Annotated in this window: 14 protein-coding genes; 5 read left to right on the top strand and 9 right to left on the bottom strand. The window is 47.6% G+C overall.

Annotation, left to right across the window (positions count from 1 at the left end):
• Positions 1 to 58 precede the first annotated feature (58 nt).
• From DUW71_RS09690 to DUW71_RS09650, 9 genes are all read right to left on the bottom strand, one after another.
• Positions 59 to 1,222: a restriction endonuclease PLD domain-containing protein gene (locus tag DUW71_RS09690; RefSeq protein ID WP_119395054.1), complete on the bottom strand. Its 1,164-nt coding sequence runs from the start codon at positions 1,220 to 1,222 to the stop codon at positions 59 to 61.
• Between the two features lie 34 nt (positions 1,223 to 1,256).
• Positions 1,257 to 3,056, bottom strand: coding sequence for a hypothetical protein (locus DUW71_RS09685; protein ID WP_119395053.1), 1,800 nt, complete (start codon positions 3,054 to 3,056; stop codon positions 1,257 to 1,259).
• Positions 3,056 to 5,479 (bottom strand): AAA family ATPase, encoded by a 2,424-nt coding sequence (locus DUW71_RS09680; protein WP_199671194.1) that lies wholly within the window; start codon positions 5,477 to 5,479, stop codon positions 3,056 to 3,058. Before DUW71_RS09680 ends, DUW71_RS09685 begins: the two co-directional genes overlap by 1 nt.
• Positions 5,479 to 6,963: a hypothetical protein gene (locus DUW71_RS09675; protein WP_119395052.1), complete on the bottom strand. Its 1,485-nt coding sequence runs from the start codon at positions 6,961 to 6,963 to the stop codon at positions 5,479 to 5,481. Before DUW71_RS09675 ends, DUW71_RS09680 begins: the two co-directional genes overlap by 1 nt.
• A complete protein-coding gene (locus DUW71_RS09670; RefSeq protein WP_119395051.1) occupies positions 6,944 to 10,348 on the bottom strand; it encodes a DEAD/DEAH box helicase in 3,405 nt (1,134 codons plus the stop codon). The genes DUW71_RS09675 and DUW71_RS09670 overlap by 20 nt, the downstream gene beginning before the upstream one ends.
• Positions 10,349 to 10,353: 5 nt before the next feature.
• Complete coding sequence (locus DUW71_RS09665; protein WP_119395050.1) at positions 10,354 to 11,739, bottom strand: protein kinase domain-containing protein; 1,386 nt, start codon at positions 11,737 to 11,739, stop codon at positions 10,354 to 10,356.
• A 4-nt stretch (positions 11,740 to 11,743) separates the two neighbouring features.
• Positions 11,744 to 12,418, bottom strand: a complete 675-nt coding sequence (locus DUW71_RS09660; protein ID WP_119395049.1) for a PP2C family serine/threonine-protein phosphatase — start codon at positions 12,416 to 12,418, stop codon at positions 11,744 to 11,746.
• Positions 12,418 to 13,092, bottom strand: coding sequence for a vWA domain-containing protein (locus DUW71_RS09655; protein WP_119395048.1), 675 nt, complete (start codon positions 13,090 to 13,092; stop codon positions 12,418 to 12,420). The genes DUW71_RS09660 and DUW71_RS09655 overlap by 1 nt, the downstream gene beginning before the upstream one ends.
• 92 nt (positions 13,093 to 13,184) lie before the next feature.
• Positions 13,185 to 14,696 carry a sigma-54 interaction domain-containing protein gene (locus DUW71_RS09650; protein WP_119395047.1) on the bottom strand — a complete coding sequence of 504 codons (1,512 nt, stop codon included), beginning with the start codon at positions 14,694 to 14,696 and terminating at the stop codon, positions 13,185 to 13,187.
• A 255-nt stretch (positions 14,697 to 14,951) separates the two neighbouring features.
• On the opposite strand from DUW71_RS09650, the gene DUW71_RS09645 reads away from it, so the two are divergent.
• The 5 genes from DUW71_RS09645 (at position 14,952) to DUW71_RS09620 (ending at position 21,412) form a co-directional block, all read left to right on the top strand.
• Positions 14,952 to 15,812 carry a helix-turn-helix transcriptional regulator gene (locus DUW71_RS09645; protein WP_119395046.1) on the top strand — a complete coding sequence of 287 codons (861 nt, stop codon included), beginning with the start codon at positions 14,952 to 14,954 and terminating at the stop codon, positions 15,810 to 15,812.
• Positions 15,813 to 15,919: 107 nt separating this feature from the next.
• Positions 15,920 to 16,441 (top strand): hypothetical protein, encoded by a 522-nt coding sequence (locus tag DUW71_RS09640; RefSeq protein WP_119395045.1) that lies wholly within the window; start codon positions 15,920 to 15,922, stop codon positions 16,439 to 16,441.
• A gap of 731 nt (positions 16,442 to 17,172) precedes the next feature.
• On the top strand, positions 17,173 to 18,825 hold the full coding sequence (locus tag DUW71_RS09630; RefSeq protein ID WP_119395043.1) for an Hsp70 family protein: 1,653 nt from the start codon (positions 17,173 to 17,175) through the stop codon (positions 18,823 to 18,825).
• 2 nt (positions 18,826 to 18,827) lie between these two features.
• Positions 18,828 to 20,795 (top strand): tetratricopeptide repeat protein, encoded by a 1,968-nt coding sequence (locus DUW71_RS09625; protein WP_119395042.1) that lies wholly within the window; start codon positions 18,828 to 18,830, stop codon positions 20,793 to 20,795.
• Positions 20,792 to 21,412, top strand: a complete 621-nt coding sequence (locus tag DUW71_RS09620; RefSeq protein WP_119395041.1) for a DUF1266 domain-containing protein — start codon at positions 20,792 to 20,794, stop codon at positions 21,410 to 21,412. The genes DUW71_RS09625 and DUW71_RS09620 overlap by 4 nt, the downstream gene beginning before the upstream one ends.
• Positions 21,413 to 21,442 lie beyond the last annotated feature (30 nt).

Here is a 21,442-nt window from a genome sequence, read left to right as displayed (position 1 = left end):
TGAATGTTAACAGCAAGGTTTAAAAGAAGCGAGGTAGTACCTGGTATCGGCTGGCCGATTAAGTCTGAACAAGAACATCTGATTCTTCATTAGAAAACTGATGATTGATTTGCTCAATAACAAACTCAGCGAATGCTTTGGTTACTTCGAAGTATGAGCTACCGAATTGAATGGTGCCTTTGATATCAAACCCACCGCTTGCTGTTACTGCTTCGCCAGGGTTTGCTGCTTTAAAACTTTCGATCACGTCGTTGTAAAAAAGTGGATTTTTGAACCATTGTTTACCGTATTGCAGAGAAAGATTGTTGGCATACATGTAATGCGGCCAGCGCTTTTTGTGGCTATCGGTGCGTTGCTCTTCTTCGGTAAACTCTGCGACCGCTGATGCGCAAGCATAGTAGCTGAGGAAGCATTGCCCGCCAACGGCAACTTCTAGCAGGCAATCGCCTTGGCGAATATTCTTTGGCGCTTTGGCAAACGTTAGCATTGCATGCGGCTCATCAATTACTCGCTGGTCGGCGGGCAAAATTGGTTCTTCTTTGTAGCCTGACACCTTTATAAAGTACTTAGCTGCTGCGTTTATTTTAACTGAGCGATTACCTTCGCTCGGCGTGCAATGGTTATTGAGCATATTGTGCAGCCCTATATCACCAACTTCATCGTGGCTGTTCGCTTTTTCTTGCATGTCTGCGACTAGCACCAGCTTGTCTAGCTGCCACTGAGCAAGGTTTACAAAGTCTTGGCCGTTACGAGCGCTTTCTTTTAGTCGTTGCAGAGCATGCTCATCGGTGATTAGCACACCCGTTTCGTGATTGTGCTTAAGGCCATTCATGGTGAAGTTTGCAGATGTGACGATGCCGCAAAAATCTGAGCCTGCTTTGCTAAAAATGTAGATTTTAGCGTGCAGTTTTTGATCTAACCCAATTACTGGCCAGTGACCGGTTTGCGATTCAATATATTGACCAAAGTTCATTAGCGCTTGTGGTTTGGTGAACTGCTCACTACCTGCTTTTGGGCACGTAGAGATTAACTCGAACCGCTTGCCTGTCAGCTCTAGTTCTGAAAGTAGTACCTGGCTGTCTTGCGCCAAAAAAGGCGACACAATCAAACATTCATCACAATGCGTTAGCAGCTGTTTAACCAAGTCTAGGTGATTACTCCATTGCAACTGCAAGCCTTTTAATGAGGCTTCTCCTTGGCTATTTTGCACAATAATTGTCATTGTTTTTCCTTGTTTTTTTATGTTGGTTTTCGCTTTAGGCTACGATGAACTGCATGCTTCGCCGACCTACCTGTGAGAAGCGATCCAACTGATTGGCCGTTTGCTGATACACCTTATGCCCGTTTTCGCTTCGTAAATACCTGGAGGTATCACAAGTTCGACATGTACTGCGAAAACCGCTTGCTTGCTGGCTCGTAATCGCAGCTGTTGCCTGGCAAACGGGGCATTGATTCAATGCTGCCAGCTCGTTGTTTCTTTTAACAAGCTCCTCGGATTGTTTACGGGCGTTGTCACGAACTAGCGCTTGTTTCAAAGCTTGAACCTCTGCTTTGGGCAGCCATTCCAGCACAGATAGCTGATGGTTAGGCAATACCTTTAACTGACCTATCTGCTTAGCCTGCACTTCCACTTTACTTGGTATTTTGCAGATCGGCTGGCTGTAGTTTTGCATCAATACATTGAGCAATACTTTGTCTACTAGGTAGCCAAATCGTTCTACTCCATATAGATCGAACGGCGATAGCTGTAGCCAATTGCCAGAGTATGGCTGGTCGCTTGCTGGTTGATCTTCTTTGTTTAGGTTTGGCCAAGCAATGATGTGCTGGGCTGTACTCGTGGTTTGCTTAATATCTGGTTTGGCAACAAAACCCAGCCAAGGCGTTATATGCAATAGAACCGCCTTTTTGCCTGGGCTTTCTATCACTAATTGCCAGTCGAGGTCGTGCTGCTCAAGCGTTAGAGTGTTACCGGCCCAGTTTGCTACCAATTCACCCTTCAAGTATGGGTATAGCGCGTGTTTTAACACCAAACCAGCATAGCGCGAATAGGCTTTGTGTTTGGCTAGGGTTTGCGCTCGTCGTTCTTCGGCGGTGAGTTTTTTACCACCGATTACAGCCCTTAGTTCGTTCCACAAAATGGTTAAGTGGCGGTAGTGCTGATCGTGGGTAAGAATATTGGTTAGGTGCAGGCTATCTGTCACTTGCAAATGACGACTCACTAAACCATAAAGGCCTTTTTGCTTTAGCCCGCGCACGGTCGATTGTGCCTGCACTAGCTGCGCTAGGGTATTGGTCAACTTTTCTGAGGCTTTATTGGTTTCTTCTTCGCTAAATGCTTGGCCCCAAAGCTTGCAGATTGCTTGCGATAAGCGATGGTGAACATCGGTCGCGTTATAGAATTCGAGTGCTTCGTTCACCGCTGATTTCAATTCGTGTAACAGAGCGATGCGTTTGCTTAGATAGTTGTCGAGCTTGTCTATCAGCCGGGCGAACACGATGTTTTCGTATATTTGATAATCATCCTCACTAAAACGGGCACTGACGCGCTTTGGTACAACACCAGATAAGGTTTGCCGTTGCCAACATTCCGAGTGCGATGCTAGATGCACCAGAGCATTTTTGGCCAGTTTTTTTGCCCTAGCAACGTCGGTAATTTGCTCACTGTAGCGCAGATCGAGTCTTGGTCGGGCAGAAATTTGGTGCAAATGCCCCGCCTCCAGCACGCTAAGCAATGTGTGTTCAAAGGTATTTAAATCACAGTCGTCTGTCACCACGCCTGCCGGCATTAAAGGCGATGGTAGTTCAGTAGATTGCTCATCGTAGGTGCTTTCGATGGTGGTAAGAATGCGTTCAAATAATTCGGCTCGTTGAAGCACTTCTGCCGCTGGTTTTACGAACGTTTTGCGCTCGTCATTTATTAGTATGGGTGCGCCAGCGGCATCAACTAGCAGGCTTTCGCCTGCTGTTGAGTCATCTTTCTGCTCTAAGTAGCGCCCAGCTTCAAGCTCGGGAGGGAGCACTTTTACATTGCTACCGGATAGCCGATCTTGCCACATTAAAAGCCACCTTCTTTGCGCAAGATGTCTTTTTCTAGTAGTTCTAGTGATTTGGTTGGCTGATTGTTGAGCTTGGCAGATTGCCAGAAACTATCGAGCGCTAACTGTAGGCTTTCTAGCGCGTCTTTGTTTACATCAAAACGGCTAGTCACCTTGCCTTGGCGCATAACGCGAGTTGCTAGTAGGTGATCAAGCGCTTGCCCCTTGGTTGCGCCTGTGGCCATCATCACGGGAATAAAGCGCAGCGCTTGCTTTTCAAAACGGTTACCCCAACCCAGGCCAAAGTCTTTTTCTAAGCTCGCAGTGAAATCGTTGCGCGTTAACTCAGCCAATAATTCTTTTACCTCTTTGGAATGGTCTTTACAGGCTTTATCGAATGCTTTCATCAGTGATTCGAAAGAATACTTTTTAGGCTCTAACTGTGTAATGTCAAAACTCGCGTCTTGTTTCGGCAATGTCATCACATGTGAGCGGTCATAGGTTTTATCGGCCAGCTCATTAGTGGTTTCATCGTGGTTAGCGGTGCCGATAAACCAAACGTTATTTGGCACCAAAATTTGGCGGCCATCGCGCAGATACTGTGGCGCACCAGGCAGTTCGGTTTCGGCCAGGCTAATTAGTCGCTCGCTAGGGTTGTTCTTTTCTAATGCAGACAGGAACTCGGCAAAGTACTGCTCTGGGCGCGATAGGTTCATTTCATCTAACAAGATGACGTTGCAAGAGTCTTGCCAGCGAGTTGTTTGAGCTTTGTACAAGGCTTGCAGGCAGTCTTTTTCGTAGAACTTGCGCTCGAAAGCATTGAAGTGACCTAGTAAATCATCGCGGTCACGCCAGCCTGCTTGTACCGAAATATCTTGGCAGAAACCACCCATGGCTTTGGCGAAGGCTTTGGCCAAACTGGTTTTACCTGTACCACTAATACCCTGGAATACATGCAGCTGGCTCATGGCCAAACCACCCAGTAGCACCTGAATGTCTTCGAGTGGGTAAAATAGCTCAACATGCTTTTCGGCCTGGGCAATGCGGTGCTGCAGCTCGCCAGCGAAGGCATTTAATTCGGGTACATGCTCAAGTTCAATTGGCGCCGTATACGCCTTGTCTTGATCCATTTTTGCCATGGCTGGGAAAGCCGTTTTGGCTTTTTGGGCGTCGGTAAGCTGTGTAACTCGGCTTTCGAGGTCGTCGATATGAACCTTTAGAACATTTTTGTGGTGCTCGAGAACCTTCCTTTCACACTCTACGGTTTCCAGGTCAGTAGCTGAAAGTCTTTTAGTACTTAGTTCACGACGGGCAGCGTCGAGTTCTGGCCTTAGCGTTGCGAGGTCGTTTTCTAGGTCATTCACTCGCTTGCTTAGGTAGTCTTTTTCTTCGCGCAGTCCTTCGGAATCAGACTGGTCAAGCTCTCTTCTTAGTTCAAAATTTTGCGCTTTTAGTGTTTCAAGCTCATCAAGCAGCTCGTTAGGTGCTTTATCACCTAACTCTTGTTGCAATGCTGCCAGGTCGGCAAACTGTTCTTTTGTTGTATTTAGCCTCTCAAAGACTTCGGCTAGTCTTTGTTTTTGGCGCTCTACTTGTTTTTCATGCGCCTGGCGCTCAAGCTCCATTTTTTCGGCGATTACATTTTCGAGATCATCTCTTTCGGCTTTGATTTCTCGCCACTCGCGACCCACGCGATTTTTATCACGGGCAACAAGAGCTTCTTCAGCTTTTAGTTTGCTTTCTCGAATATCGAGCGCTTCAAGTCGATCTACTTCTGCCTTTGTATACTCGTGTTGAACGGTTTCTAGTTCTCGTTTTGCCTCTCTGATTGCTTTGTCGAGACGATGTTGCTCCTCGCGCAACTCCTTTAGATCATTTTCGTGCTGGGCAACTAGCTCTTTTTGTTTTGCTTCGAGCTGTTTTAAGGCATTTTCGTTTTCGATTGTAAATCCAACTTTTGCGTCTAGCTCTTTCTTCTTAACTTCTTTCTCTCTTCTAGTCAGCTCCGCTTTTAAGCTAGCCAGCTCGGCTTCTTCAGTTTCAAGCTCGTTCTGCTTTTCTGTCAACTCATCTTCAAGTGCTTTTAGTTGCTGAGCTTTTTCTTCGTGTAGCTGACCTAACTCTTCGTTGTTGGCACCCATTTCATTTACTAGATTCCAGCGCTCTTCATGTTCCTTATTTAGAGCTTCTTGGTATTTATTGAGCTCTTTGCAGACATCTGAAAAGCGGTTTAGCCAAGATTTAATTTTCGGCGCTTCGTCATGTTTCTCCAATGAACCCAGAACTGTTTTAAGCCATTGATCTTCAAAATCAATAGTGAATGCGGCACTGCTCGCATTATAAAACTTTGAGGCGTTCTCGAATGAAGCACCTAGTGTACTCGCGAGTCCTGTCAGTTGAGTGGCCGGTGATGTTGGCTTTGGCGTTGTTTTTCTTTTGCCCATTAGAACCAATCCTTAAATTGTTCAGTAAATTTTTTACAATAATTGATGTAGCCGAGTACCAAGTCAGCGGTGACCTGCTGGAGCTGAGCCGCGTTAAACTCACTCTGTGCGTGACTGGTTTGGTTACGCAAATTGGCAAGCTTTAACAGCTCCTCGAGCGCTAGTTGCTCTGCGCTTAAATGCAGTAATGGATGACCCGTGTGCTCGAATACACCTAACGCTGCCGCGAATAACAAAGCTTTAAGCGACGCTTTTGGGCTTTGCGCCGCTCTTGCAACCTGACTTAATCTTTGGCCAGCAAGCGTTGCGATTACGCTGTCAGTTGCAGCAGGAATACCCAGACCTTTTAATATTTCTCGGTTAAGCTTGAAGCTGTGGCGTTCTTGGTGTGGCACTGCGTTTTTGGCAATGGGATACGTTTTGATTAGCCATTGCATAACCACTTCGAGCAACATTTGGCATTCGCTAAGCGCTGCTTCGAGGTTTGCTGGGCTTTGATTGCCTTGTTGAACGGACTTTTCTTTTTCAATTAGCCTGGCGAAGTAGCGGCTTATGCTGGCTTGCTTTTCTAGCCAAGGGTAGCTGGTTAATAGCTCGAGCTCAGTTTCGTTTTGCAGGCTCTTAATCCATTCAGCAGCGGTTTGCTCGGCCATATCAGCCCTGCCGACTAACCCTCCCAACCTTTTACAAAATTGCTTGTCACGAGCCAGCAAGTCATTTAACCCTTCTGTTAACCACCAGGCATGTTCGCGGATTTCGAATGGGTCTTTCACCATAAAAAGCTGCTCACCATAGTGGTCTGCTGTGATATCGAGCAACATGTAAGCTTGCTCAGGTGAATCATCTAGCTGCTGCACGCCTGGCAGTGTTAGGTCGTTACTGCCATAACTGCCTTCGAGTTGTTTGTAGGCATTCACGTCTCGTCGGTATTCACGGTATGCTCGGTTTAACTGCTCTGGTGTTAAGCTAGGTAAATCTGATTGCACCGGTTCAAGCAGATAGGGCGTTATTGAGCTCCCCTCTTTGCGACTAAGGCTAAATTTGAGCTGTTTGGCATGCGGGTTAATTGGCTCTACTTCATTTAACGTGGTGCTCATTCTTGGCCAAAAATGACCCGTGATGGCATCTTGAAATAAATATCCAGCTTTAAGATCTTGGTTATCCACTTCTTCGTCGTCTAATGTTTTAGCACCCTCGTGGGTCAATTTTTCACCTGAATGCTCAAGCCAATTGCGGCTAATGCAATTGGCAATGATCAGTTTGATTAGATCAGGATGCAGGCCGGTTAGGGTCTGCAGTTCAGTAACTTGCCAACGTTTGGCACGTATCAACCCTAAAATCGCTCGCTCGAACAAGTTTAGCCTTGTGCGGCGTGGCTCTGGATATAACACCCGATAAACACGCACAGGCCAGAGTACGGTTTGCCTTTTGCCAGAGGAGAATGGGGCGAAGTTGAGGAATAAGTTAGTATGAACGAATTGCACCGTGATCCCCTTTACAAAGTTGATAGAATGCGGCCAAAGACGGCACAGCCGTTTGTGCATCCTGGCCTTGCGCCAGCTGCGCATCGCCAACACAGATAAGCATTTGGCGCTGGCGACTCATTGCCACGTTCATACGGTTGGTTAAGCGCATAAAACCAAATTGGCTGCGCAACCTTTTTTCTTTTTCTTCTTCGCTAATACCTGGCTCTGACGCTGGTTTTTTAGCATTGAACGTTCTCACTACCGAGAGCAATACAACATCAAACTCTTTACCCTGAAAGGCATCAACTGAGCCAACGCGCAAACGCTCTTCGCGGGTAATTGAGCCGTCTTTATTGGTCTTTTTGGTCCATTTAAAATCATCATGCGGCTCATAGCCTTGATCGGTTTTGACCATCAAAGGTGTGTTGTTTACTTTGCGCTCAGCGAGTTTTTGCATAATGAGTTCACGCTGGGCGGCATAGAAGGTAATCACGCCGACTGACATGGCTTCGCCACCCGCTGCTAAAAGCTGCTGGACTTCATTTACAATGACATCTGCTTCGGCTTCTCGGCTAAGGCTTTTCCCGTTATTTCGACGAGCCGGATTATTGGCGTCAGCTACATCAATCCACTGGCAAACTTTATCCTCATAGTTACCTTTTTGAGCAGCTATGTTGGTTAAGAAACTCTCGCTAAAAGCAAAGTCTTCGGCTGAGCGGCCCGAATGAACTTTGCCTAGCCCTTCTGATTCATAGAACTGCTGACTAACAAAGTCGCCTAACACGGGGTGCATGCGAAATTGAGTGTCGAGCATGATCACTCGATCAACACCGTCTTGCTTCTGCAGTTCTTGCAACTTAATTCTTAGCCGCTCAAACAAGCTTGAACGAAAAGCTTCTTGCTGCTGATCGGTTAAATTTAGTTCTTGTTGTAGTGCTTCTTCGATACTAGGTTCAAGCATGTGTGGTAGCTGGCGGTCATCGCCTACTAAGATGATTCGGCGCTTAGCCATTGCCATAGGCACAAATAAGTCTAGCGGGTTTGCCCGCGCGGCTTCGTCGACCACAACGGTTTCAAACTCGATTTCTGTACTGTCAAACCCGGCGATCTCTTTGAGGCTAGCCATTTGTTTACCAGCTGCTTGCTGACAGGTAGCGCCAACAACCATTGAATACTCATCGATTACTGACTTGGTCGCCCTTTGGTCTTGGCTAAGACTGGCAACTAGCTGTTCGAGTACCCATGCAGCACCTTGCTTGCTTTTCTGTACCAGTTTTTCGACTTGGATTTCGAGCTTGCTGATTAAGGCCAAACCTTGGTCATCTATTTTTTGCTTTAGTGCAGGCGGGCGATAGTCGGGTAAGAACTTGTCGAGTAGTTGGTGCTTTAACTGGGCAAGCCCATCAAAGGATTCAATATTATCTGACGAAGATTCTGCTAGGTCCTCCAATACGGCTAATAGACCAGGCTCAACATTGTGATTTGTACGCTTGAGCGTACTGTACAAATCCCATGCTCGCTCGCTGCCATCGTCAGCAAATGATTCTGCCGTAATGCGCATAGCACGGATTTTTTTCACTAGCTTATCAGCCTGCTCAATACTTGCTGCTTGTGCGCCACCTTTACTACGCAGCTCGCTGATGTAGTCTTCTAGTTCAAACTCCAGCTCACTATTCACAGAGATGCCGTTATTAAGCAAGGCTCTAATATCTTCTAGACACTTTTCGAGTTCATCTGCTAGGCGATTCTGTTGATAACCAGCTAAGCGCACCATTGCTAAACGATCAGCAAGATTATTAATCAGTTTAAGTTCCGAGTGTTTTTCGTACTCGGCTGCGACTTGGTCATTTAAGTAGTCGACTCGTTGGGCAATCCAAGGTTCCAGTAATGCTGTCTGATCTGCTGAACCACGTTTGCCGCCAATGCGAGTGCCTGGCAGACCCATGACGTCGCTGCGATCAAGCGCGTTATCCACTGCATCATGCTGAAAGCTACTAATAAGCACCTGGCCTGATAAGCTCTGCTCCTGCGATTCTTCGGCTAAACGACGCTGTAGTGCAGCGATCACTTGAGTTTTGCCTGTACCTGGCGGCCCTATAATGATGGCAAGATCAGGGGTATTGAGTGCCACTTCTAAGGCGTTCTCTTGTTTTGCCGTGGGCTTGCCACCTTTAAACGTTTCTTTTGCGTAGGGTGTTAATGCTTTTATTTTTCTGCGCCGGCTTGGGGGTACAGCAACACCTTCTAGCAACCATTTTAACTGTGTTAAACGCTTGCCCGAGTCGATTGTTTGTTTGGCAGCGAGCCTACGCTTACCAGCTGTTCTATGCCCTGCTAAAGACAGGTACAACCAACCATCTTGCTGGCGGAGCTGTGAGTGCTGACCTGTGCTTGCTGGCCGAAACTCAACATGATCTGGTCTAAATCTAATCGTGCCTCTTGGTACCTGTCGCTCGCCGGCTTGCAAAGCAGTCACTGCGAGCTCTTCAGTAAAATCAGGCGGGTTAGTACCAAGGTCGTATTGCTGGTTACTTTCTAGTTCAAGCACTTGCCAACGCTCTTTAAACTCTTTTAAGTCATCGAGCGTTCGAGGTGTTAGCTTCCAATAGTTGGTTCGCCCTTCTTGCCGACCTTCGATTTCAGTAATTCTTAGTGTTCTTAGAGTACTCGCTTGATCTAAAGCTTGATCCCACTCTTTACTGTTATAAAGATTCCATAAATCTAGATAGCCTTGATTACTGCGCAGCGCTGCGTCGAGCATGGCTTTTTCAGTGCCACTTTGTAGCGCTTGCGCTACCGAAGCATCTACAAAGCTGAAAGTACCTATGATTAGTGCAAAACCACCGTCTCTTTTGATTCTTCGAGTGAGTCGTTTCACCAGCAACTTGGCGTCGTCCGTTTCCTCTATATCGGCGCGCCAGCCGTTACCTAACAACTGAAAAGCGCCAGCTTTAGCGTGGTTAACATGGTTGGCCACGACCAGCCATTGGCTGTTAGCGGCATCAACGATGAAAGTTTTTGCAAACCAAGCGCTAGCTTTAATTGGATCTTGGGTGGGAATTTCTTGCTTGCTATACAAATCGTCGATAATGAGCTCATCGATACCCACTTCGATGTCTAAGAACTGCAACTCAACTGGCGCGCAATATCTTAATAATAATTTGCCTTTTGTTGCTTTAGTTAATAACCATTGTGTTTGGTCGCGCTCCACCAGCAATTCAAAATTGCCTCTATTATTTGCGGTAGGCCTAACTTTTACGCGCTGGTCATTTTGCACAAGTAGCCAGTCATCACCATACTTCTGAATCGCTACCTTCTGGCCTTCGACAAGTTGGTCAAGGTTATCGCTTGAACTAAGTGTTAGAACCGTTTCATCAAAAAAAGGAAAATCTTTTAAGTCCATAGTGCTCACCACCTAAACTGCCAAACAATGTGTTGCGTGGCGAGCTCACCTATATGCAACCAAAACGGTGTTTCATCTTGCCCACGCTTGGCCAAGGGAATACCTTGCCCTTTTGATAGGAGCTTGGTTTTTGACCCGCGTTGCAAGGTAACGCAGTCATCTTCAGTCGCATTGATTTTTAAGCCTTTATCCAAGAACTCAATTTTTAGATGGTCACTTGGCCAATAGCTATAAGCATAACTTGGCAGCAATCGTTTAAGCTCTTTTTCAACACCAGGCTGTAGAACCACTTTTCTTCCCGATGGTATCCAATCACTACTTTCTATTGGCGTATTGTCTTCTGAAGTGGGAACAATAAACTCTTCAAAAACTACTAAATTTGGGTCAATCTTCGCCTCGCAAAAAAAGCATTCTGAATCTGAATTTTCAGCAAACAGATTATGTGCGCCGCAGCTTTCGCACAGTACCAAGCGCTCATCGCACTCGGTAAGCGCCTCTAGCCACTGCGCCATACTTGGCCGTTCTAGTGGTTGCGATTTGCCTTGCTCAAAACATTGGGCAAATAGCTGTGGTAATCGAGAGTGCTCAATTACATGAGGTGGTAAGTTTTGCATGCACTCGTTGTCGATATCCTCAGAGTCATTAATCCAGGGATGCTCGCCCCGCATTGCCGCCTCTTCAACCTCTGGGTCTCCATAGTTCACCATATCGCCTTTTAACGGATGGTTGTGCGTTAGCAGCTGATAGGCAATGACTGCAAAGCTCCAGACATCGGTTAAGCTTGACAATAATGCTTTACCTTTGACGACCTCTGGTGCGCCGTAATCTTGGGTATATAGAGCGTGGTCGTTGTGCGATTCTAGGCTGATGTTGTCGCAATCAATTAACCAGGTTTCGGCAAAATTTGGATCGTCGGAAACAAAGATGTTAGATGGAGACAAGTCTCCGTAAAGCATACCTTGTGCATGTAGCTGGTTTAGCGTGTTAGCTAACTGGCAAAGAATACGGATACGGCGTCGTAAGCCGCCTTGGCGAATGTAGTCTTCGGCAGCATTTTCTTCGGCTTCGACAAAGCTTTCTAACAAGCTCTGTAGGGGAATTAAGCCGTCCATAAGCTCCATTACATAGCCGTTACGCGGTTCTTTTAGCAAAGCAACAGGCTTGGCAATCTTTAGCTCGGTGAAGTCTTGGCGAGTTAACCATTCAATTTGCTTACGCCAACGCTGTGCTGCTTTCTCGTTCTTATTAGTAAAGCCCTTGATCAGTACACCAGGGTAGTTGGTGTGGAAAACAACGCCTTGCCCACCTTTGCTTAGCTCATTACCAAGCTCATAGCGTGTCCCCTTGGTGTCTTCGACAATGCGCTTTCTTGGCTTTTCTTGTTTGCTCATTCGTTCAATCCATTCTAAGTATGCAAGCGATGCTTTTGTCATCGCCATGCAATGGTGTTGACCACTGCTCAAGTTCGCTTGCTAGCCAGCGTTTCATTCTGCGGCGGCTTCGGCTCTTTTGATATTGATAAATGACCTCAAAGAAGCTTTCTAGGTGCTCGGCCACTAGGTCATCCGAAATGCCATCTGTCATTAGCAGCAGACCGTCACCTGCCTTAGTCAGCTTGATATCTGCGTTCATAGCTAGCTCGTTTGTAGCCTGTGCGAGCGTTGTTGTTTGGTTACCAAACAGTTGGTTTTCAGGCGAAAGCACCTGAAATTTGCCACCAGTTCTGGCGAGCACTAGTCCATCGCCCGCTTGGTGCACAGAACCATAGCCTTGGTCGTTCACCCAAGCCCATAAACATGTGGTCTCGTACAGGTCGAACTCATTTTCAAAACTAGCCTTCCACGCTTCGCTTAACTGGCTTGGCTTGCAGTTATGAGGCGAGAGCTCTCTGGCTAAAGTAACTGCCGCTGCAGAACCCAAATGACTTAGCGGCCGACTGCCGAGCCCGTCTGCAACCGCGGCGAAACAACCGCCGCGGAATCCTTTTGCTACGTGCGCATCTTGATTGGGTAGTCCATCTTGCGTGTGAGCAGGCCCAATCACTGTTGCACTGGAAGCAAGTAGCCTCATTAAAATTCCCACTCAACGTCGTCAGCCTCATCGACCACCAGTTCAACCGATTGATTGGGTGTGGCAGAGCGACTACGAGTCGTGACAGACATGGTAACGGCACGGAAGAAGCGATGAATATCGCGGGCATTTTGACCGCGGAAAAGCGGTGCTTCGGGGTCATTGGCAAATTCGCTTAGCATGGTTTCGTCGGCGTCATTACCGATTGCCATTGCGAAGCGTGTCGCTTTGGCTGAGTACTTGCCCTGGTTAAACTGCTCGAATGCAGATTGCCAATCATCTGTTGGATAGCCGTCGGATACGAGCACAACAACTGGCTTGTATGCGCGCGGGTATGGGATGCGCTCACTGTCTTCAATTAGAGCATTGGCTAGCTGAAAGGCACCGCCCATCGGGGTTGGACCTGCTGCATCGAACGAACTCATTGCTTCGATTGCGTGAGCGGGCGTTAAAGGTAAAACCTCTTCGGCTTGCAAACCACCAAATGTTATGACCGATACTTGCAGTTCTGCACGAACCCGGCTTTCCGTGGCGAAGCTTTTGATCATCTCCTGCAAACTCAAGTTAAGCGCTTCGATCTTTCCATCTACACTCATGCTGCCACTGGTGTCGGCAAGGATGATAATCGGTAACGGGCGGGCTGTTTCGTGTTGGAATTTTTTCAACTGAGACATAATGACTCTCCTTGATAATTAATTTTCTTCTAATTGGCTTCTAGCGAGGCCACTTAACAGTACATAAGCTAGAGGCGTGCCAAGTTTTTTTCTTAGTCAGAAATCTTGTATCTTTTCATCCAATTATTGAGCGTTTGGTAGTTATTGAACCCTAACATTTCAGCGGCTTTGGCCTTTTTACCACCACTTTCAACCATTGCACCTCTGACGTACTTTGCCGCAAACTCACCGATCATTGCCTTCAAATCAATACCGTTCGCAACATCTTTATGTAGTAGAGCGTTTTCTTTTTCCGGCATTTGAAAGAGCGCTTGCTGAATATCAGACGAGGTAATCAAATTTTCGTGAGCCCATAACGACGCGCGCAGTAAAGTTGATCTAAGTTCACGGACATTGCCGCGCCAAGGATGAGAAAGGATAAGATTTTTTGCATTTGGGGAAATTTTTTTATTCTTAAAAGCCACATCCTCCTCGGCCAGGCTTTGCATGATGTTGTCGACCAAAAACAGTAAATCGCCCTGCCTTTCTCTTAGAGGAGGAAGATGTAAGACACCCACAGCGACACGGTAAAACAGATCTTCGCGAAATCTGCCATTGGCAACATCTTCCATTAGATTCCGATGTGTTGCGGTAATCAGTCGAACATCCGTTTTTTTAGAAGTGGTACTGCCTACTGGCGTAAACTCACCATCATTTAGCACTCTAAGCAGTCGGACTTGTGCACTAGGTTCTAGTTCACCAAACTCATCTAAAAAGAGCGTTCCACCATCCGCTTGGTCGAAATAGCCGGGCTTGTCGGCAATAGCCCCAGTAAACGCCCCTTTTTTATAGCCAAACAATTCAGCATCAATTAGTTCACTTGGAATCGCTCCACAGTTTACTGCCTTAAAATCTTTGCTAGATCTAGAGCTTGCAGCATGAATTGCTCGAGCGAATAACTCTTTACCAGTACCTGTCTCACCATAAATGAGTACTGGAAGTTCTCTTTCGGCGAGAACTTGAGCTTGCGCCTTCAGCTTCAGCATGTGTGGGTTTTGAGTGACGATATCGTCAAAGGCGACATTTACTGGCGCGGAAGTGTCGATTAGCCTGGACAGCTGACTATTTCTCATCCTTTTAAGCGATGGCACGTACTCAGCAGATAGCGAAAAAGGAATCTGTACTTTCTGCAAACCCTGTTCTGGCGACGATTGATAGTATTCACAGGGGTACTTGGTTTTACCGAGCAAAATCCATACGGCTTGCATCGCTGGCGTACCCGGGCTCAAAAGTATTGATATTGACTGCTTTAGCTTCGCCAGCTGGCTTAGGTGTTTATCTGCAATTAGGTAAATCTCACCAAAGTCTACGGGCGATGTCAGCCCAGCATCATGATCATCAACTGAGGTAGTTACACGTTCGCGAAGCCAGCTTAGGTAACTATCAACTCTAGCTTTGTCTTCGGGTTTAGAGTAGGAGTGCAGCAAACAAACTCTGTCAAAATCATACTCCTGTAACATTGCCGCTATAGGACCTACTGGTTGACCTTCACTGGAACTGTCTATTGCATTAAGGTCTGCTGTGCCAATCCAGCTTATCAAGCTTCCTTGTTTTCTGAAGTTCATATAACTTCTGCCTATTAGAGCTCTTAAAAAGCATTACAATGTTAACTATTTCACATTTTTACCGCAGCATACAAGCCTGTACAAATTAACATGTCGCCTAGAACGGCATGTCCTAAAATCATCCCTCCAGGTACTAGTTTTCTTGATACCGATCAAAGATTCGTCAACGGCTAAACAATGTTCGAAATGTAACTTTGTTGAAAAGTACAACTGTGGTATCCAAACGAATACAACAAAAGGAACACTGGGAATTTTATGCAAACCTGGCCTATGAAGTGGGACTTGCTAGCGCGGTATCGGTTGATAGAAATTGTTGCGCTATGGGAAGGGCGGTTAACCACCAATCACTTAATGAATAGCTTTGGCATGGGTCGCCAGCAGGCCTCGAAAGATATTCGCAACTACCGCGAAGATGTTGCGCCAGGGAATCTTGAGTACGACTCGTCGCTAAAAGGCTACAAACCTGCCGAACACTTTAGTCCGGTACTCACAACCGGTTCGGCAGATGAGTACTTGCATGTAATGAGCCGCAGCCAAGATTTACGGCAGACTTTCCACGGGCTGGACTTAGGTTTTGCTCATAGTGAAATTTTGACACCGGTTTCAAGATCCATTGAACCACAAGTGCTTCGCCCTATTCTGCAAGGCATTCGCGAACAAAAGCGCGTAGAAATTGACTATGTATCGCTTAGCTCGCCAGATGTGGAAACACGCGTCATTGCACCCCACAGCATTGTTTATACCCCGCTAAGATGGCACGTTCGGGCGTTTTGTGAAAAGAACAAGGACTACCGAGACTTTGTGCTTAGCCGCTTTCGGGCTGAATCGGATGTATTGCTTCCAAGCGACAACACTGTGGAGCAAGACGTTGACTGGAATACCGAGGTAGATGTTGTATTCACGCCAGATCCACGGCTAACAAAGGCACAGCAAGCCGTTATTGAGCATGATTATGGTATGAAGTCTGGCATGTTGGTGATCACCACTCGCGCTGCATTGGTAAAGTATGTACTGCAGGCCTACGGTATCGACACTCATAAAATTGAACCTAAAGCCGAAGCCCAACAGATAGTGCTCGCCAATGCCGATGAAATAAAAGGATATGTTTTTGGCTAGCTCTGGCTGTTATTGCGACATGTTATTTTGGCCAGTATCGCTTTGATGATTACTGGCTATTAATCTGGTTCTTGTTTCACCAACACCTAAATAAACAAGGATCATTTATGAAAAACCTTTCTATTTTTGCCTTGCTGTTTTTGGCTACATTCTCTATAGCCGAGGACCCGTTTAACCTTTCTAGCCTGCAAGAGGATGCAGATGAGCTTGGCATTGTGACACAGCCTGCAGTAGATGCTCTTGAGGAGAGCGCAAGACAGCTATTCGCTAACGAGCAATGCAAAGAAGCGATACCAGTTTTGGAAGACTATAGCAAGAAAGCCAACTACCTAGCGAACATAATAACGAGCACACTGGAACCCTATTATGGAGCTAGTTATGACGACCGCAAAGAGTTCCCATTAAACAAGCTTCGCGCTCTTATTCCTTATGAAAGCTTAGCCAATGATTATAAGAGAAAGCGCAATATAGCATTTGCGATGCGCGGTGAGTGTCTTATGAAACTTGGCGATAATGAACAAGCAGTGCCAGTTTTAATGAAAGCACTTGATCTAATGAGTATCGATGAAGAAGAATGGTGGACAAGAACGAATACAAATCTGCTGTCGATTGTTGACGTTAATATTTAAAAAGGCTGCCGCCCTTCATAGGGCGGCTTCAAGGAGGTAACAATGCCAATAAAGCCGATGGCTAGAAAGATTTCGTGTACGCAATGCAGATGGTCGGGAATATATGCACCACCTGGCGATGCAGTGTTTGAAGCACCCCCCACACAGTGCCCAAAATGTGGTTGTGAGCAACTGAAGCACAAGCCAGCCTCGAAAGTTGATGAGTTGGTGTCGAAGTTTACCGGTCAGCTGCCGAGTTGAAGGTACTTAATCTGGTGGCGATTCTTGGGGTGAAATGCTTGCTGGCTGTCGTGCTTGTTGGCTTGGGTAGGAACTCGTAGTTTTTATTTTATTTTTTAGTTATTTTGTGATTTTTTATTACTAATTTATTTATTTTATTTAATTTTTATAAATTAGTGCTTTTTATAGCGTTTATTGTCTTCAAAAAATCCGCAAGCGGATTTATTTAAAGACCTACGGGATTTTTTACCTAAGCTAGACGCCCGATAAAAACGTTCGGGCGTGACGGGTGCGGTGGCGGTAACCTATAAGCTAGACGCCCGATTAAACCCTCGGGCGTGACGGGTGTGATGGCGGTAACCTATAAGCTAGACGCCCGATTAAACCCTCGGGCGTGACGGGTGTGATGGCGGTAACCTATAAGCTAGACGCCCGTCGCAACCACCTATCGCACGATTGATCCTAATCTTTAGAGTTTGCTACATTAGCTAAAAACCATTGCAAGGACAGCTATGATTGTTGGAATCGATCTGGGCACTACCCAAAGTGCCATTTCTGTATTTACCGATGCCGGTGCCACGCTTATTCCCAATGCCCATGGCGATTTTTTAACGCCGTCGGTGGTGAGTGTGGATGGCGATACTTTATTGGTTGGCAAGCCTGCGCAAGAGCGCTTAATTACCCACCCTGCCCTTACCACTCATTTGTTTAAACGCCTAATGGGCACGCAGCGCACTGTGGTGCTGAATCATGTGTCCTACACGCCCGAGATGCTCTCGGCTATGGTGCTGAAGTCGCTTAAGCAAGATGCCGAGCAGTTTTTGGGCGAGCCGGTCACCGAGGCGGTTATCAGTGTGCCAGCTTATTTTAATGAAGCGCAGCGGCGCATGACCAAGCTTGCTGGCAAGTTAGCAGGGTTTAAGGTGGAGCGCTTAATCAATGAACCCACCGCTGCCGCGCTCACTTATGGCCTACTTGCCGAGGATGACGAGCGCAATATTGTGGTACTCGACCTTGGCGGCGGCACCTTTGATGTTTCGGTGCTGAATAGTTTTGATGGCATTATGGAAATTACCGCCACCGCTGGCGACCAGCAACTAGGTGGTGAAGACTTCCTCGATGCCATCATTGAGCATTGCCAACACACACAAGGGCTAACCAACTTATCACCACAAAGCCAGGCGCAGTTGCGCCGCTTGGGCGAGCAGTTAAAGCGCCAGCTCACCAATGAGTTTGAAGCAAGCGTGGAGGTAAATTTGGCTGAAGCGTCGTTTACTTGGCAGCTTAACCGCAATACCTTCAGCGATATTTGCGCGCCCCTTATGCAGCGCCTGCAACGCCCCATTCAACAAGCTATGATGGATGCCAAGCTGCAAGCCAGCGAGCTAGACGACGTGGTACTGGTGGGTGGCGCAAGTCAAATGCCGCTGGTACGTTCGGCGGCAAGCCAGTGGCTAGGCAACTTTGCTCGCATCGATACCGCACCAGAGTTGGTTGTGGCGCGTGGTGCAGCCATTCAGGCGGGGCTGAAAGCGCGTAATCAAGCCCTCAAAGATGTGGTGGTGACCGATGTATGTCCACACACGTTAGGGGTGGCAGTGCAAGGCGAATTTGGCAATCGCTTTTCGCCTGTTATCGAGCGCAACACCGTGGTGCCTACTAGCCGAATGAACGAATACAGCACTAGTTATCCCGGCCAGGAAGAGATTAAGGTAGAGGTATTTCAAGGCGAGTCACGCAATCTTGCCGACAACTTTGCCTTAGGTGAGTTCAATGTGCAGTTTGCGCCACGCGATGAGCGCCAACTGGTGAGCATTCGTTTTACTTACGACATCGATGGTTTGTTAGAGGTAGAAGCGTCGGTAGGCAGCGAAACAGCCAATAAGGTGTTTGTGCAAAGCAGTGAAGAGCTGAGTGAAGCCGAGATTGCCAAGCGCCTAGAAGCCTTAGCGCCGCTAAAAATTCACCCCAAAGACCAACAGTTAAACGCCTCGGTTATTGCCAAAGGTGAGCGCTTGTATGCCCAACTGCGTGGGCATGAGCGCGAGCGGGTTGATGAGTGGCTTAAGCAGTTTGAATCAGCACTGGCCTCGCAAGATCCAGAGATTATTGAGCAAGTGCGCGAACTGGTCAGTCAGTCGCTTAATAGTTTAGAGGAAGTATAAGCATGGATTGTTGGCAACACTTAGAGATTGAACCAACGCACGACAGCAAACAAATTAAGCGTGCGTATGCGCGCAAACTAAAACGCTGTAACCCAGAAGATAACCCAGAGCAGTTTGTTGCCCTGCGCCAAGCGTATGAAGCCGCTTTAGCCGGCATGCAAAAAGCGCCAGTAAAAACGACTGCAAACGAAAGCGCTGCAAAGACTGAAACAGCCAGTACCAAGGCAGAGAGCACCGAAACAGCTTCTACCACTAAAGAAGACCATACGGAAGCCAGTACGACAGAAGCCAGCAACCAAGCCCCAGAAGAAAGCGAAGCCGACGTGCTCGCCAAACGATTCCTTAGCCAGCTCGACGCTCTGTATCAAGATACCAGCAAGCGTACTTCACAAGCCGATTGGCAAAACTTGTTCTATTCGCCAGCACTGCAACACATGGGTGCGTTGCAAAGTTTGGCGTTGAATGTATTTAACTATTTAGGCCAGCACCCGCACGTGCCAGCGCAAGTGTGGCAATTTTTTGAGCAGCGCTTTGCTTGGCAGCAAAACTATGTGGCGCTGAGTAAGTACTTTAGCGACGAGTTTATCGACCGCACCTTACGCCGCATTCAAATGAGTGAATGGCAGTTACCCCTGCACGCGACTATTGCCGACCCAGCCCAATTCGACCACTACTTAAATGGGCGTGAATATTTAGAGCACTGCATTCAAAGCGAGCAATGGGCCGAGGGCGAAAAGGTGCTGGCCGACCTACTCAAACTTACCAATACCGACCCAGAGCTGCACCGCTTAGCCGGTGTGTTGTTTGAATGCCAGGATAATATCGCCACTGCCAAGGTGCATTATCAGCAAATAGAGGATGCCGATGCCTGGCTTGCCCTAGCGCGCCTGGCCAGTAATAACCACGAGCGTAATGAGTGCTACCGCAAGGTGCTTGAAATAGACGAGCAGAACATTGATGCCCTTCGGGGCATGGCTAATGCCTACATTGAAAAAGGGTTGTTTAGCGAAGCGCTCGCTATTCTTGAAACCGTAGCAAGCCACGCGCCTTATGATGTGGAACTGCGTGTACTGCAGCTAAAATGCCACCAAGCCATGATCAACAACCTAAAAGCAGCTTACCAAAAAACCAAGGGTTCCAAGCGCGACGTGGTGGCAAAAGAATTGGTGAAAAGTCTAGTAGCCACCGAGCAATATGAGGAAGCGCTGCGCTACATTAAAAGCGCCAGTATCTTTAGCCTGCAATTTTGGCGGGGGCTGCGCAAACATGAAAAACCTGGTCACGAGTTTTACCAAGGCGGGCCATTGCGCCTGTTTTATCGCACGCTGTGTGAGTACCGCTTGGGCACCCAGAAAAAGCCCGAGTTCGAGCTGAAGTATTTATTGAAAAAGTGGCATCACAAGGTACCGGTGCACTTACCCACCCGCCTATTGGCCGAGATGTACACCAGTGAAGGTGAGCAAGAGAAAGCTTTAGAACGCTGGCAAGCCGTATGCAAGCACCAGCCAAGTGACGACGAAGCCTTTTATCAAGTTGCTACATTGAGCATTCAAACGGGCGCATTTGATTCTGGCTTAGCCGCTGCCAAGCAAGCCGTGGCGTTAGCGCCAAGTAAAGCAGATTACCACACCACCTTGGGTGTGCTGCATTCGCGCTTAAATCAGCATTTAGAAGCGTTGCCGCACTTTCAATTTGCCGCCAGTAAAAACCTTTATAGCGCCCAACCTTATCGCAACCTTGCTTACTGCTACGAGTCGCTAAACGAACTCGACAAAGCACAGGATGCGGCCGACCAAGCCGCACGGGTACAGGAGCGCATGCCAGCGTGCTGGCAGCAGGTTTTAGAGCTAGCAATAAAGCGCCAAGACAGCGAGCGCGCAAACCAAGCTTGGGAACAGTTGAATACACTAGCGCCCGAAACCGCCGCTGCGTTTAAACCACAAGTAGATGCACTAGGAGAAGCCGCATGAGCGACCAACTAACATGGGCCATCGGGCTAGGTGCCGTGCTGGCCTCGCAGAACAACACCCCATACAACCAGCTGCTAAGTGAAGAAAACGACAACGACCTAACTGGTACCAAACAAAGCTTAAAACGTGATTGGGGTATTGAATCGGGCGATGACTATTTTGAAACCTATCAGTGGTTAATCGACAGCGGCCATACCGACTCTTATTGGCAGTACTGCCATCGCCTGCGCACCATGACTGACACGCGTGCTCGTGCGTTTATTAGCCGTTTTGATGCCAACGACCAAGCCAAGTTTGAGCTAGTCCTAAATTATCGCCACCGCCTAGCCCAAGGCGGCATTAAAGCCTGGGACATTGGCCGCGCAAGCTGGCTGACCCAGTGTGCGCATCGCTGTGGTTGGATTAGCTCAGAAGTGGCTACCCAGCAACACCTAAAGCTTGCCAGCCTTGCCAAACCGCTATATCGCTCGTGGCAGGAATATGCCACAGCCTACGTAGCTGGGCGCCAGTTTTGGAGGGCTGATACCAGCGAAGGCTTTGTTGATGAGTGCACCGCCTACATCCGCCGCGCCTTCGCTAGCCCCCAATGCGCCTGGCACAGCATGGCGTGGGTGTGACCGAGTTTGTCATCCCCGAGTGATTTTATC

This window comes from Salinibius halmophilus (assembly GCF_003577475.1).
In the GTDB taxonomy this organism is placed as follows: Bacteria; Pseudomonadota; Gammaproteobacteria; order Pseudomonadales; family Natronospirillaceae; genus Salinibius; species Salinibius halmophilus.
The sequence above is the reverse complement of the archived record's forward strand: the minus strand, read 5'-3'. Positions and strand labels throughout refer to the sequence as shown.

What these genes read in the sequence shown, in the direction of transcription:
- DUW71_RS09690 (WP_119395054.1), bottom strand. Translation starts at nt 1,222, where the DNA reads ATGACAATTATTGTGCAAAATAGCCAAGGAGAAGCCTCATTAAAAGGC.
- DUW71_RS09685 (WP_119395053.1), bottom strand. Translation starts at nt 3,056, where the DNA reads ATGTGGCAAGATCGGCTATCCGGTAGCAATGTAAAAGTGCTCCCTCCC.
- DUW71_RS09680 (WP_199671194.1), bottom strand. Translation starts at nt 5,479, where the DNA reads ATGGGCAAAAGAAAAACAACGCCAAAGCCAACATCACCGGCCACTCAA.
- DUW71_RS09670 (WP_119395051.1), bottom strand. Translation starts at nt 10,348, where the DNA reads ATGGACTTAAAAGATTTTCCTTTTTTTGATGAAACGGTTCTAACACTT.
- DUW71_RS09665 (WP_119395050.1), bottom strand. Translation starts at nt 11,739, where the DNA reads ATGAGCAAACAAGAAAAGCCAAGAAAGCGCATTGTCGAAGACACCAAG.
- DUW71_RS09660 (WP_119395049.1), bottom strand. Translation starts at nt 12,418, where the DNA reads ATGAGGCTACTTGCTTCCAGTGCAACAGTGATTGGGCCTGCTCACACG.
- DUW71_RS09655 (WP_119395048.1), bottom strand. Translation starts at nt 13,092, where the DNA reads ATGTCTCAGTTGAAAAAATTCCAACACGAAACAGCCCGCCCGTTACCG.
- DUW71_RS09650 (WP_119395047.1), bottom strand. Translation starts at nt 14,696, where the DNA reads ATGAACTTCAGAAAACAAGGAAGCTTGATAAGCTGGATTGGCACAGCA.
- DUW71_RS09645 (WP_119395046.1), top strand. Translation starts at nt 14,952, where the DNA reads ATGCAAACCTGGCCTATGAAGTGGGACTTGCTAGCGCGGTATCGGTTG.
- DUW71_RS09640 (WP_119395045.1), top strand. Translation starts at nt 15,920, where the DNA reads ATGAAAAACCTTTCTATTTTTGCCTTGCTGTTTTTGGCTACATTCTCT.
- DUW71_RS09630 (WP_119395043.1), top strand. Translation starts at nt 17,173, where the DNA reads ATGATTGTTGGAATCGATCTGGGCACTACCCAAAGTGCCATTTCTGTA.
- DUW71_RS09625 (WP_119395042.1), top strand. Translation starts at nt 18,828, where the DNA reads ATGGATTGTTGGCAACACTTAGAGATTGAACCAACGCACGACAGCAAA.
- DUW71_RS09620 (WP_119395041.1), top strand. Translation starts at nt 20,792, where the DNA reads ATGAGCGACCAACTAACATGGGCCATCGGGCTAGGTGCCGTGCTGGCC.